The sequence below is a fragment of the Paenibacillus sp. DMB5 genome (genome assembly GCF_001517085.1).
In the GTDB taxonomy this organism is placed as follows: domain Bacteria; phylum Bacillota; class Bacilli; order Paenibacillales; family Paenibacillaceae; genus Paenibacillus_AQ.
Genome location: NZ_LRAC01000002.1, coordinates 66,399 through 81,512, shown reverse-complemented (window position 1 = coordinate 81,512; position 15,114 = coordinate 66,399). Strand labels below are relative to the sequence as shown.

4 protein-coding genes and 1 pseudogene are annotated in these 15,114 nt (G+C 51.5%); 1 reads left to right on the top strand and 4 read right to left on the bottom strand.

Going from position 1 to position 15,114, the window contains the following annotated elements; translation table 11 throughout:
* Positions 1-20: 20 nt before the first annotated feature.
* From AWJ19_RS00335 to AWJ19_RS00320, 4 genes are all read right to left on the bottom strand, one after another.
* Positions 21-1,709 (bottom strand): alpha-glucosidase, encoded by a 1,689-nt coding sequence (locus AWJ19_RS00335; protein ID WP_068720546.1) that lies wholly within the window; start codon positions 1,707-1,709, stop codon positions 21-23.
* Positions 1,710-1,790: 81 nt separating this feature from the next.
* The gene (locus tag AWJ19_RS00330; protein WP_068720545.1) at positions 1,791-4,109 is read right to left on the bottom strand and encodes a glycoside hydrolase family 65 protein; all 2,319 of its coding nucleotides are present in this window, start codon (positions 4,107-4,109) and stop codon (positions 1,791-1,793) included.
* A 543-nt stretch (positions 4,110-4,652) separates the two neighbouring features.
* On the bottom strand, positions 4,653-5,315 hold the full coding sequence (gene pgmB, locus AWJ19_RS00325; protein WP_068720542.1) for a beta-phosphoglucomutase: 663 nt from the start codon (positions 5,313-5,315) through the stop codon (positions 4,653-4,655).
* A gap of 432 nt (positions 5,316-5,747) precedes the next feature.
* The gene (locus tag AWJ19_RS00320) at positions 5,748-6,785 is read right to left on the bottom strand and encodes a LacI family DNA-binding transcriptional regulator (RefSeq protein WP_068720541.1); all 1,038 of its coding nucleotides are present in this window, start codon (positions 6,783-6,785) and stop codon (positions 5,748-5,750) included.
* Positions 6,786-7,458: 673 nt separating this feature from the next.
* Here AWJ19_RS00320 and AWJ19_RS00315 point away from each other — a divergent pair.
* Positions 7,459-15,040: pseudogene (locus AWJ19_RS00315) on the top strand (pullulanase).
* The last annotated feature ends 74 nt before the right edge of the window (positions 15,041-15,114 follow it).

The window sequence follows — 15,114 nt, the reverse complement described above, 5'->3', positions numbered from 1 at the left end:
ACGTATTGCAGGCATTGCTGTCAGTTCCCGAGCCGGTAGACTCTGGCTTCATAAGGACGCAGCGTGTCGCGCTCCCCGGCAGCCGGCTCACCGGGATAGTTACTGATGATTGTTTCATCCACTGCGGCAAGCTCTTCCGGAAGCTGAACAGTCTGCAGGGCATCGCTGAAGTTCAGCAGCACCAGCCACTTTTCATTATCCAGCGCCCGGGTGTAGGCATAAATATATTCGTCCTCCGGCAGCAGCAGCTCATATTCGCCATAAGCCATTATGAGATTCTCTTTGCGCAGAGCGATCAGCTTCTGGTAGTAATAAAAGACGGAGTCAGGGTCGGCTAAGGCCTGCTCAACATTAATATCCTTATAGTTCGGATTGACCTTCAGCCATGGCGTGCCTTCCGTAAAGCCGGCGTTTGCCGAGTCGTCCCACTGCATTGGAGTGCGGGCATTATCCCGGCCTTTGGTATGGATAGCTTTCAGAATCGTATCATGATCCTCGCCGCCCTCCGTAACCTTTTCCCGGTACATATTCAGAATCTCGATATCCTTATAGTCTTCAAGTACAGGGAACTTCACATTCGTCATGCCGATTTCTTCACCCTGATAAATGTAAGGAGTGCCTTTAAGCGTATGCAGCAGGGTAGCCAGCATTTTGGCCGACTGTACACGGTACTCACCGTCATGACCAAAACGCGAAACCATCCGCGGCTGGTCGTGGTTATTCAGGTATAGACTGTTCCAGCCCTGCTCAGCGAGCCCAACCTGCCATTTATGCAAAATATCGCGCAGCCCCTTGAGGCTCCACGGTGTAACCTCCCATTTGCCGCCGGGACCGGAGTCGATGTCCATATGCTCAAACTGGAACACCATCTGCAGCTCCTTGCGGTCCTCTGCCGTATAAAGAATCGCATCCTCCACACTGGCACCGGGAGTTTCTCCGACGGTCATAACATCGTATTTGGAGAGTACCTCACGGTTCATCTCCTGCAGATACTCATGAACCCTCGGGCCGTTCATATAATATTCGCCGCCGCCGGCCAGCCTGCCGGGCTCCAGATCGTCACGCTTGACTGAAGGCAAGCCTTCCACCTTGGAGATCATGTTGATGACATCCATCCGCAGGCCGTCAACACCCTTGTCCAGCCAGAAGGTCATCATCTTGTAGAGCGCTTCGCGCAGCTTGGGGTTCTCCCAGTTGAGATCCGGCTGCTTGCGCGAGAACAGATGCAGGTAATATTCACCTGTTGTTTCATCCAGCTCCCAGGCCGGACCGCTGAAGATAGAGCTCCAGTTGTTAGGCAGCTCGCCATCCGGACCGCCCGGACGCCAGATATAATAATCACGGTACGGGTTGTCTTTGGAGGAGCGGGATTCTACGAACCAGGCATGCTCATCCGAGGAATGGTTAATGACAAGGTCCATCATCAGCTTGATGCCGCGTTCATGCAGCCCGGCGAGCAGCTCTTCCCAATCCTGCAGCGTGCCGAACTCATCCATAATATCCTCATAATCGCTGATGTCGTAGCCGTTGTCATCGTTCGGCGACTTATAGACCGGGGACAGCCAGACGACATCGACGCCAAGCTTTTTAAGGTAATCCAGCCTGGATATGATCCCGCGCAGATCGCCGATGCCGTCTCCGTTGCTGTCCTGATAGCTTCTCGGATATATCTGGTAGACTACCGCTTCTTTCCAAAAGGCTCTGTTCATGTTAACGACTCCTTCTATGTGCTTATTTGTGTACCCGCATAAAAAGCCCCGGGGGACAGGATCCCCCGGGGCCGACAAAAACTATGCCGTTACCGAGGAACCTTCAGCCGTAACGCTGCCGAGCCCGTTCACAGTATACTCTTTGCCATGAATCGTGAGTGCCGCCGGTACATCGGTCTCATTGGTTACTGTAACCTGTGCATCGGTAACGTTAACCTTGAGCCGTGAGCCGCGGAACATGATTTTGAACGAATACGAGGTCCAGTGACCCGGATTGGACGGGTTCAGAATCAGCCGGTCTGCCTGAACGCGCAGTCCGCCGAAGCCGTGGACAACCGACATCCAGGTGCCCGCCATACTTGTAGTGTGGCAGCCGTCTTCCGTATCGTTGTTGTAGTTGTCGAGATCCAGCCGGGACGTACGCAGGTACATTTCATAGGCTTTTTCCTTGTAGCCCAGCTCGCAGGCCAGAATGGCATGGATGCAAGGGGACAGGGAGGACTCATGAACGGTGATCGGCTCGTAGAAGTCGAAGTTCCGTTTTTTCGTATCCAGATCATAGCGGTCGCCCAGGAAGTACAGCCCTTGCAGGACATCGGCCTGCTTGATGTAGCAGGAGCGCAGAATGCGGTCCCAGGACCATTTTTGGTTGAGCGGCAGATTCTCCGGAGCCACTTCCTTCACCGGAATGATCTCTTTGTCGAGGAAACCGTCCTGCTGCAGGAAGATGCCGAGCTCCTCATCAGATGGATAGTACATTTTGCTGATGATTTCATTCCACTTGGAAGTCTCACTGTCCTGGAGCTCCAGCTTATCAGCCAGCTCTGCGTAACGGGCAGCTTCGTTCTCCTGCAGATATTTCAGTGCTTCGAGCGTATATTCCATCGTCCAGGAAGCAATCCGGTTTGTGTACCAGTTGTTGTTGACATTGTTCTCGTATTCATTCGGGCCGGTAACGCCCAGCATGACATACTGATCCTTGCGCGGCACATAATGCACGCGTTCCTCCCAGAAGCGGGAGATTTCCACCAGCACCTCAAGCCCGTATTGGCCCAGGTAAGCCTTGTCGCCGGTGTAGTTCACATAGTTGTAGATAGCATGGGCGATTGCGCCGTTGCGGTGGATCTCTTCAAAGGTAATTTCCCACTCGTTGTGGCATTCCTCACCGTTCATGGTCACCATCGGGTAGAGTGCACCTTTTTTGAAGCCGAGCTTACGCGCGTTTTCCTTAGCCTTCTCCAGATGCTTGTAGCGGTAGATCAGCAGGTTGCGTGAAATGCTGGAATCCGCAGTACTCAGGTAGAACGGCACGCAATAAGCTTCAGTGTCCCAGTAGGTGCTGCCGCCGTATTTTTCACCCGTAAAGCCTTTAGGCCCGATGTTCAGACGGTCATCCTCTCCGGTATAGGTCTGATTCAGCTGGAAAATATTGAAGCGGATCGCCTGCTGTGCCGATACGTCTCCTTCAATAATAATGTCGCTTTCCTTCCATTTGTCGCCCCAGGCAGCGGCCTGCTCGTTCAGCAGGGTAACAAAGCCGGCTTCGCGGGCACCATTCAATGCGCTGTGGGCGGCTTCAACAAGCTGGCCCAGGCCGTAATTGCGGGAGGTTACATTGGCGGCATACTTATAAATAACCACCTGGTCGCCGGACTGCACAGAAAGTGCCACTTTGCTGCCCACATATTTCTCCTGCTCAAGCGCTTCAGCTTCTGCAGTAACCTTTTCACCGTTAACCACAATGTCAAAAGCGAAGGCCGAAGTCACATGGAAATCGAGCTTTTTCGTTTTGAGCGTCAAATAGCCGCCTTCAGTACCGCTTTTCTTCTCTACTTCATTCCAGAATTTCTCGTCATAGTTGGAGTCCTTGTTCTTGATGTCTCCGTCAAGGTAAGGAGTAACAGTGAGCGTTCCGGCGAAATTCAGTGGAGTAACCGCATAACGGATCGCGCCGATCTCATGACGGGCCATGCTGACGATGCGGATGCTCTCCACCTGTACCTGCTTGCCGTCTTCCAGCTCAGCAGTAAAGCTGCGGAACAGTGTCCCTTCCTTCATATTAAGTACACGGCGGAACTGGGTCACAGTGCTGGTTGCCAGATCGAGCGGCGTACCGTCGATATCAATGTTGATACCGATCCAGTTGGTGCTGTTCAGTACCTTGGCAAAATACTCCGGATAGCCGTTTTTCCACCAGCCGACCCGGGTTTTATCCGGATAGTAGACGCCTGCCATGTAGCTGCCCTGCAGGCTGTGGCCGCTGTATTGTTCTTCAAAGTTGGCTCTGCCGCCCATATACCCGTTACCGATGCTGAAGATACTCTCGGAAATTTCCTGGGTGTGCGGATCAAAGGATTCTTCAATGATGGACCATTCATCAATTTTCAGATATTGTTTCATTGTTTTTTGGCTCCTTTTAAATGAGGGATGATATAAATGGAACTATTGGTTCGACATTACGGTCACGTGGGGAACCGCTCCGAAAGCAACGGAATACTGGGATCGCTATTGTCCCGGGGTGCTCAGCTCTGGCTATCTAAACTGAACTTATGGTTTTTCACCTGGGCTGGCCGCGGCTGCAGAGAATGTTTGGACTTCCGGCCGCTGTTGTCTTCAGATTTCGTGATTTTAACCGCTTCTAGCGGTAGAAATCTGAAGACAAGCTTATGCTTCCGTAGCGAGCTTTTCTGCGAAAAGCTTTCAGGCGGACGCTAACGCTCCTACAGTTCCAAACTTCTCTTCCGCCGCTTGTCCCTTTATGTTAAAAATGTAAGTTCACTTTATATAGCTGGTAAGCATCCGGGGACAAGAGCGAACGCTGATGCTTCTGCTCATTCCTTTTGCATTCTCCGCTAATCACGTGTCCTCAGATCTCTCACAGATAGTTCTTTTATAAGAGTAGTAGGGCAGTAAACGCATTTCACAATTACCGGTTAATATTCATCAAACCGCTGTAAACCATTCTCCCAGCTTGGAGACACTAACCTGGGCCAGAGAAGGAACGACGAAATCAGCCTCGAACAGGGTTTCCGGTGAGCCGATGCCGATGCTGCGCATGCCGGCGCGGGTTGCAGCCAGGATTCCGGCTTCGGCATCCTCGAATACGACGCAATGCTCAGGGGCAATGCCTACCGCCTGTGCGCCCAGCAGGAATACTTCAGGGTCCGGCTTGGCGGCGCTGGTGTGAGTCCCGTCTATGATGGCATCGAAGTAAGGGGTTAGGCCGGTATTGTTCAGAATAGCCATTGCATTTTTGCTGGCAGACCCCAGGGCAACCTTGATTCCAGCCTCACGGCATTCCTGCAGGAAGGAGAGGGCGCCCGGCAGAATCTCGGAGCTGTCCATCTTAGAGATGTATTCGACATAGCGGTTGTTCTTCTGCTCGGCAAAGCGCGCTTTGTCTTCTTCACTGAACGTGAGTCCGCCGATCTCCAGCAGAATGTCAAGTGATGCGGCCCGGCTGACACCCTTGAGCCGCTCGTTGTCCTGTTCCGTGAATACGAAGCCGAGCTGCTCCGCAAGCTCTCTCCAGGCAATAAAATGATATTTGGCGGTGTCGACGAGAACGCCGTCCAAATCGAACAGGCAGGCTTTGATTTCTGACATGTTGAACCTCCTAAAAGTTTTGTGAGCTGTGCTTCCTGAAATCCTTCGTACAAAACTCGCTTCGGAAGCATTAGCTAAGTTTTGTGAGCTGTGCTTCCTGAGATTACTTCGTACAAAACTCGCTTCGGAAGCATTAACTAAGTTTTGTGAGCTGTGCTTCCTGAGATTACTTCGTACAAAACTCGCTTCGGAAGCATTAGCTAAGTTTTGTGAGCAGTGCTTCCTGAAATACTTTTTTCGTACAAACCCGCTTGGAAGCACCTGCTATGTTTTGTTAGCGCTTGCTTGCATCCGTTTCTGTGTTATAGAAATAGCTTCGGCAAGAGGGTTCCGGTTTTGAAGAGCTGTAGCCGAAATTTAGCGCAAACGTTTGTACAATATTCGAAAAAATAAATGAAGCATCGGACTGCTTCATTTATTTTTGAATCCGGGTCATTTCTTGCCTGGAGCATACATGGATGACTCTCTCACGATCAGACGGTGAGGAATGACGAAACGGTTCGTATATCCCTGATCATTGTCCGGCTTCTGGATGGTCTGGATAAGCACCTGGGAAGCAGTATATCCGAGATGATAAATACCGATATCAATACTGCTGATCGGCGGGCTGGACAATTCCGAAAGCGGGATGTTGTTGAAGCTGACAATCGCCAGATCTTCAGGCACCTTGTATTTCAGCTCGTTCAATCCGCGCAGTACACCGAAAGAGACCATGTCATCGACTGCAACCAGTGCGGTCGGCCGGTTCGGGAGATTCATAAAGAATGACATCGCCCGGTAGCCGCTGTCCTGCAGAAACTCGCCCTCCACAATCCATTCGGGCCGCATTTCAAGGCTGCTGTTCTGCATAGCCTTGCGGTATCCTTCAAGACGGTCGCGCGAAACGATCAGATTGGGCGGTCCGCTGACAAAGCCGATACGCTCATGACCCATTGAAATCAGATGATTCGTGGCGTCAAAGGCTGCCATGACATTGTCGTTATCCACGGATAATATATCCTCATAGCGGTCGCTTCGTCCAACAAGGACGAACGGATATCCGCCGGATTCGAGAAAATCAATAACCGCATCATCCTTGCGTGAGTACAGCAGAATAACGCCGTCAACACGGCGTCCCTTGAGCAGGCGGGAAACAGCTTCAAGCTCTTCCTTCTCGTTGGCTCCGGAGCTTATTAGCACATCATAGCCGGAACGGCTTGACTGGGTGACAATCCCCCGGATCAATTCCATAAAGAACAGATTGGAGAAAAGCTCCTCGGCCGGCTTCGGCAGGATGATGCAAATGCTGTTGGTTGTTTTCGAAACCAGGCTCTTTGCCATCATGTTCGGAGTATAGCCCATTTCCTCCATGATCGTTTTCACTTTACGGGAAGTTTCTAGGCTGATTCTGGGATGGCCTGACAACACCCGGGATACCGTGGAGGGAGAAACTCCCGCTTTCTTAGCCACATCCTTGATGGTAACTGTCATAGAAACCTCCTTCATGGAACCGTTTGCTTTACACAGTAATATTAATCGAAGTGCTGATAATTGTAAATAGAGAAAGTCTTGCAACAGGCCGTTTTGCTGCCTTTTTGGAATAATATCCACGATTCGCGGCCCGATTTTGCATGTTTTTACAGCGGGATCAGACAAACTGAGGCAGTCAGAGGCTTTCTGCAGCGTAATTGGCGATCTTAGCGTCAAATGCGGGATATAGAAGTGTGCAAACGATTTTCATTGAGAAAACCGGTTTCTTTGTTGGTTTTTTGCCGGGAGGTTTGTGCAATTATGTGCAACTGGATGAAAATATTTTCAGTGAGCTTCCTGTATTATTGTTCTTGAAAAATAAAGAATTACAGTTGACAACGCTTTAAAACGAGGATTAATATGGTAAACAGAACTTAAAAGCGCTTACAAGTGTATTTGTCATGCAGGAGTAACCCGAAAGTCTGTTTGTTGATGGCCGCAGCTTCCTTTGCTTTCTTTTGCAAACGTTTGCGCTAATGTTCGTGAATTTGGAAGGAGCATTACATTCATTATGAAAAGGAGGGAATAGGCTTAAGACGGTCTAAGCAGCCGCGGCGGAAAGTGAACCCATTCACGGCATGATGTATTTCCGCAGATTGCGGAGCAAATCTCACATTTAGGGGGGCTTTTTGGAATGAAACTGGCTTCATGGAGCAAAAAAATGTTCGCCATCAGTATGATTGTCGTTCTGGTGTGCTCCTATTTTAGTTTTCCGGCATCTACGGTACAGGCGGCGGCAGCCAGAGCGGTTCTGGTCGGCAGCCTTCAGTCGGAGCTGTCTACGGAAACTAAACAGACCGGGGACTGGAATCCGGATACGACAGTCACTGAAATGACGTATATGAACAACGGCACTTATATGTTCACAGGAACACTGCCGGCGGGCACTTATGAATATAAGGTTGCGCTAAACGGCACATGGGATGAAAGCTATGGACACAGCAGCTATACCAATCCCCAGGGCGTAAACAAAGACGGCAATATTGTGCTTACGCTCGCAGCCGAGACGGCAGTGACCTTTTACTACAACGATATTACCAAGAAAATTGCAGACTCCACGTATTACACACCGCTTGCCCAGGATAAACTGCCAGACTTACGGGCTCTCTGCAGACTGAGCTGGGTGATGCAAAGGACCATTCTGCGGCCGATGCCCGCGCCTTACTGACAGACACTAATTTTGACAGCGTTTACGAGCATACGGCAAATCTGCCTAAGGGCGATTATGATTATCAGATTTTTGTACCGGGAGCCTCTGCAGAAGGGGATAAATATTATCCTGCAGCTGAGCAGAACCTTGATCTGCCGGCGGATCTGCCGGTTACGTTCCGTTACAGTGCGCTGACGCATGATGTGAGCGCCAAGTTTACAGCTCCGGTGAATCCGGGTACTGTAACGCCTGTTCCGGAAGGAAGTATGCGGATTCATTACAACCGTACGGCTGGCGATTATGCCGATCAGGGCCTGTGGCTGTGGGATGATGTAGCTGCCGCCTCGTCCGGCTGGCCATCCGGGGCAACTGCTTTTCCTGAAGGACAGCTGGACTCCTACGGAGCTTTCGTAGATATTCCGTTAAAAGCAGGCGCCAAAAAAATCTCCTTCCTCGTCGTTAACCGCACCAATGAGACTAAGGACAGCGGGGATAAAACCTTCCTGATCAATACTCCGCAGACCAATGAAATCTGGATTAAGCAGGGCAGCAATGAGGTGACGCCGTACGAACCGGTTACACTGCCTGCCAATACTGTCCGGATTCATTACATCCGTGCGGATCACAAGCAGAGTGATTTCGGTTTATGGACCTGGGAGGACGTAGCACAGGCTCCTTCTAAGTGGCCGACGGATGCTGTTATGTTCCCGGCCGAGAATACAGACCGTTTCGGTGCTTATGTGGATATTCCGCTAAAAGAGAATGCAAGAAAGCTTGGCTTCCTTGTCGTTAACCCATCGAATGAAGCAAAGGACGGCGGAGATAAAGCATTCAGCCTGCTTGACCGCTACAATCAGCTGTGGATCAAAGAAGGCGACAATACTGTTTATGTCTCCCCGTTCGGCGAACAGCCTATAGGTCTGGTATCGGCTGAAGTGCTCTCCAGCAGCAAGCTGCTGCTCGGATTTACACTTACTGACGGACTTGATGCAGCGACGCTGAAAAGTGCGATCACTGTAAAAGACAAAGATGGTGCTGCCGTTGATGTATCAGCCGTGAGAATTACCGGCACAGCGTCTGTTGAAGTGGACACGGCTGCTTTTGACCTGGAAAAGACACCGCTGAGTGTTACTTATTCCGGAAAAACGGTCTCTGCGTCCAGCGGCTGGAGAATGCTTGATGAAATGTACAACTACACTGGCGATGACCTGGGTGCAACCTATCACGCCGCAGACAAATCGGCAACGCTGAAGCTGTGGGCACCTGTGGCCAGCTCGGTTACAGTCAATGTATACAGCAAAACGGACGCTTCCAAGCAAGTCGGACATGTAAGCCTGACCAGAGGCGAACAGGGCGTATGGTCCACTCAACTTACACCGGCTGATATAACCGGAGTGAGCGGGGAAAAGGATGTCCGCGGCTACTACTATCAGTATGAAGTGACCAATCATGGTGTTACGAAGCCTGTGCTTGATCCTTACGCCAAATCAATGGCCGTATTTACTGTCGATTCTACCGGTGCAGCCGGTCCGGACGGGGATACTGTCGGCAAAGCGGCAATCGTAGATTTGAGCAAAACGAATCCTGCGGAGGTTCATCCGGCTGATATCGAGGGCTATGAAAAACGCGAGGATGCCGTTATCTACGAAGTCCACATCCGCGACTTTACCTCCGATGTCTCTATTGAGAGCAGTCTGGGCGGCGAACGATGGGGCTCTTACGATGCTTTTGCCAAAAAGCTCGATTACATCAAATCAATGGGTGTAACCCACATTCAGCTTCTTCCGGTAATGGCCTGGTATTACGGGGATGAAACAGGGATGGGCGAAAGAGAAACGGGCTATTCCGCACAAAACAACGAGTACAACTGGGGTTATGATCCGCACAGCTACTTCTCCCCGGACGGCGCTTATTCAGAAAACCCTGCTGATCCCGAGGAGCGGATCAAGGAACTGAAGGGCCTGATCAATGCGGTTCACGAAGCCGGAATGGGTGTTATTCTGGACGTTGTATACACTCACATGGCGAAAAAAGATTTCCTGGATGACATCGTGCCAAATTATTATGCGTTCCAGGATGCGAGCGGCAACTTTATCGGAGGCTTCGGCAACAACCTGGCCACCAATCACAAAATGGCCGAGAAGCTGATGATTGATTCCGTTAAATACTGGTTCAGCGAGTACAAAATCGACGGCATGCGCTGGGATATGATGGGTGATGCTACACAGGATGCGGTGCAGGCGGCTTATGATGCAGCCCAGGCGATCAATCCGCAGGCGCTGTTTATCGGCGAAGGCTGGGTTACGTTCGGCGGCGCGGCTTCCGATCCGTCACTTGCCGGACAGGGTGCTGACCAGCAATGGATGGACAAAACGGACAGCGTCGGCGTCTTCTCCGATGAGTTCCGCAACGAGCTGAAATCAGGCTTCGGATCGGAAGGTGAGCGAGATTTATTACAGGCGGAGCGCGCTCCATTGCGACCATCCTGAATAATATCAAGGCCCAGCCGTCCAATATTCCCGCGGATGATCCGGGTGATGTGGTGCCTTATATCGAGGCGCATGATAATCTGACCCTGCATGATGTCATTGCCCAGTCCATCAAGAAAGATCCGGCTATTCCGGCTAATGAGCTGGAAATTCAGCAGCGGATCAGGCTGGGAAATACACTGGAGCTTACTTCACAGGGAACGGCCTTTATGCAGGCCGGCCAGGAATACGGGCGTACCAAGCAATGGCTGGGTACAGGTATTCCTGAACAGAAATACACCGAGATGAAGGATGCAAACGGCCAGTCCTTCGGCTATTTTATCCATGACTCTTATGATTCCTCGGATGCAGTCAACATGTTTGACTGGTCCAAAGCGACTGATGCCGTGAAATATCCGGTACAGAACACGACCAAGGATTACACTGCGGGTCTTATCCAGCTCAGAAAGTCCTCGGATGCCTTCCGTTTGGGCGACAAGAGCCTGGTGGATTCCAATGTTACGCTGATCCAGGCGCCGGAAATGAAGGCAACCGATCTCGTAATCGGCTACAAAAATAAAGCAACAGACGGCACAGGCATCTATTATGTGTTCGTTAATGCTGATGATGAAGCCAGAACCCTTAGCTTGTCTGAGGATCTGACCAAAGGTGCGGTGCTTGCCGATGATGATCAGGCAGGAGTGACAGCCATTCCAGCCGGAGAGCAGAGCGGGTTCACTCTTACTGGCACATCGATTCAGCTCCAGCCGCTTACTGCGGTAATCATCCGTATGGATGCAGCGGCAGCGGTCTTTGCTTCAGTAGAGACGGACAGTGCAGCATATTCGCTGCAGGTGGGCACAAGTCATCAGACAGCTGCCTATGCCAAATATGACGACGGAAGCAAACGTAATATTACCAAAACTGCCGTCTATACTTCTGACAAACCTGAAGTAGCGAGCGTGTCGGCACAGGGTGTTGTGACCGGGGTTAAAGCCGGAACGGCACATATTACGGTGACTTACGGCGGAAAGTCCTCTGTTATAACGGTTAAGGTAGTCACAGAGGCTGTAGATACCAAACGTTATGTAGAATTTACCTATGTGCGCGAAGACAAGGATTATACCGACTGGAATATCTGGGTCTGGAATACAGGCGCGAAGAACGACCAGATTGACTTCACTACCTTCAAGGACGGGAAGGCCAGCGTGCTGATTGAGGTTGCTCCGAATGCGACCAGCGTAGGTTTTGTCCTGCGCAAGGGCACCGACTGGAATACCGGCAAGCAGGATTATCCGGATGACCGGGTTATTCCGCTGACCGCAGGCGAGAGCTATACCAAGGTCATTGTCACCAGCATGGTGAAGGAGCTGGATATCAAGCCGTTTATCAGCGGTCCGGTGATGAAGGACGGAACAATCACCTTCATGTACCGTGATGATGCGCTGTTCCGCAGCGGCAATCAGCAGGATATTGAGGCCGTAGCTGTAAAAGTAAATGGTTCCGAATATCCGATGACTTACGACGCGGTGAATGAATGGTTCAGCTATGAGCTGACAGGTGCCGAGGCAGGCACGTACAAATACACCTTCCTGGTCACAAAGGACGGAGTAACCGAGGAGCTGGCTGATCCAAAAAATACAGTCGGCGGAGAATCCTCAGTAACTTACCACAAGCCGGAGGTTAAAATTACTGCAGCAGCAGCGCCGCAAGCGGTGAGCTCAAATGAAAATGCGGTCATTACCATTACCGCGGCTTCAGCAGAGGAAGTCTCCTATAAAGACGGCTATATGGATCTGACCGCGCTTGGCGGACCGGCTAAAGTTCAGCTTGATACCGGGCTGATGAAGCAGACGGTTGCTGTAAAAGATACCGTGGCAGCGGGAATCAAAACCATTCCGCTTACACTGGTTGACGAGTATGGCAATACGCATAAAGGCTCGGCAGCACTGGAAGTCAAAGCCAGAACCTATAGCGGAGATAAGCTTGATTTTGATTGGGATGAGGCGCGGATTTATTTTGCGCTGACTGACCGGTTTGCTGACGGTGACCCGGCGAACAATGAGAATGTGGATAAAAGTCATCTGGAAGCCTATCACGGCGGGGATTTCCAGGGGATGATTGATCATCTTGATTATCTTAAGGAGCTTGGCATCAATACGCTGTGGATTACGCCGGTTGTCGATAACATCGACTTTAACAAAGGTGTCGGCTTCGGCGGCACCCAGTACGGCTACCACGGCTACTGGGCCAAGGATTTCACCCAGCTCGATGAGCATCTGGGTGATATGGACACCTTCAAGGAACTGATCGAGAAGGCGCATGACAAAGGCATCAAAATTATGGTCGACGTTGTCCTTAACCATGCAGGCTATGGCCTGAAAGCGAGCGACAATGAAGAAGGAGTAACGGCTGAAGATAAAGCGCGCTTCGACGGCATGCTCCGCACGGACGGCGTATCTTCGGATACCGACCCGGTTAAAGGTGAGCTGGCCGGACTGCCGGACTTTAAAACAGAAGATCCTGCGGTGCGTCAGCAGATTATTGACTGGCAGACCGGCTGGCTTGACAATGCCCGGACTGACCGCGGGGATACAATCGATTATTTCCGTGTGGACACAGTCAAGCATGTGGAGAGCACAACCTGGAAAGCATTTAAAAATGCGCTGACTGCGATTGATCCTGAATTCAAGCTGGTCGGCGAATATTTCGGCGGTACGATTGACAGCGACGGCGGCAATCTGCAGTCCGGTCAGATGGACAGTCTGCTTGATTTCGGATTTAAGGGCGCAGCCAAAAACTTCACGGACGGCAAAATCAGCGAAGTGGATGCTTATCTGCAGGACCGTGAAGCCAAGCTGGACAATACGAAGACTATGGCCCAGTTCCTGAGCAGCCATGACGAAAACGGCTTCCTTTCGGATTATGTGGGCGGCGATAAAGGCAAGCTGATGATCGCTGCTGCGCTGCAAATAACGGCAAAAGGCCAGCCGGTAATCTACTACGGCGAAGAGCTCGGCCGTTCCGGCAGCAATGCCGGTGATATGGCACAAGGACAGTTCAGCGAAAACCGCAGCGATATGCCGTGGGATCAGCTGACTGCGGAGCAAGGGCTGCACGACCATTACCAGAAGCTGCTGAATATCCGTGCCAAGTATTCCAAGGTGTACTCCAAGGGGACCCGCACAACGCTGGCAGGCTCGGATGAGCTGGGATACCTGGCGTTTAACAAGCAGTATGGCAATGAAAATGTTGTAACAGTAATCAATACCAAAGCTGAGGCAGCAGCTGTAAGCATCCCTGTGCCGTTTGCCGCAGGAGCAAAGGTAACAGATGAATACAGCGGCAAGACGTATACAGTATCTTCTGACCGGAAGGTGGCATTTGAGCTGCCGGGCAGAGCTGACGGCGGAACCGTTATTCTGGCAGCGGCGCTTGTATCTGTGCCGGGCTCCAATCCGTCTACAGGTACACCGGTTACTCCGGCTGCACAGAATACCCATACCATCAGTACAGACAGTCTGAAGAATGCCAAGGACGGCAAAGTGAGCCTTGAAATTCCGGTTGCTGCAACGTCTGTTCTGCTGCCTGTCAAGGCTGCAGAAGCGCTGGGCACAAACGCTCTTGAGCTGCAGATGGGCGGATTAAGTGTGATCCTACCTAATGCAGTATTGCTACAGCTCCAGAAATCACTCAGCGGAGCTGATGCGGAGGGTGCGCAAATCCGGTTTAGCGCCAATGCGCTGCAGGATAGTGCGGCAAGCGCTCTGGTGAACGGGCTGAGCAACGCCTTTACCCAAGTAAGCGCTGCTTCGAAGATCTATGATTTCTCACTGTCTGTAGTGAAGAAGGACGGCACAATCACGCCGGCAGGTACTTTTGCAGCACCGGTTGAGTTAACCTTTGCCATCAGCAGCAGTGCGGATAAAGATCTCACAGGCGTGTTCTATGTAGGTGAGAACAACAGTCTGGAGTACGTCCGCAGCGCGGTTAACGGTGAGCGGATTACAGCACAGGTAACGCATTTCAGCAAATATGCGGCACTTGAGCTGAACAAGTCGTTTACAGATGTGCCTGCTTCGCACTGGGCTTCACAGGCCGTGAAGTCACTGAGCGCCAAGCAGATTATAACAGGTGTGTCTGCATCAGCATTCAATCCGGGTGCTAATGTTACCCGTGCAGAATTTACTGCACTGCTGATCCGTGCACTGGGAACCGAAGCAGCAGGCCAGACCACATTCAGTGATGTACAGGCGGATGCCTGGTACGCCCCTTATGTGGCCGCTGCAGTCAGCCAGGGCATTGTTTCCGGACGCAGCTCTGCGCTCTTTGCACCGAATGCGGCGATTAGCCGTGAAGAAATGGCGGCTATGGTCATCCGTGCGCTTGAAGTGAAGCAGGGGCAGAAGGTAAGCCAGAGCGCTTCTTCCGCAGGCTTTGCGGATGCAGCCAGCATCAGCCCATGGGCAGCGGTGTATGTAAATACAGCCGCAGGTCTTGGACTGGTGCAGGGCAGAGAAGCCAACCAGTTTGCGCCTAAGGCCAATATGACCCGCGCAGAAAGCGCACAGGTTATCTACAAATTGCTGGCTAAGTAGAGTTTAAAGCCAGAGTTAGATTTGCAAAAAGGAGCGGTCCCCATTTACTGGAGACCGCTCCTTTGCGTTGTGTT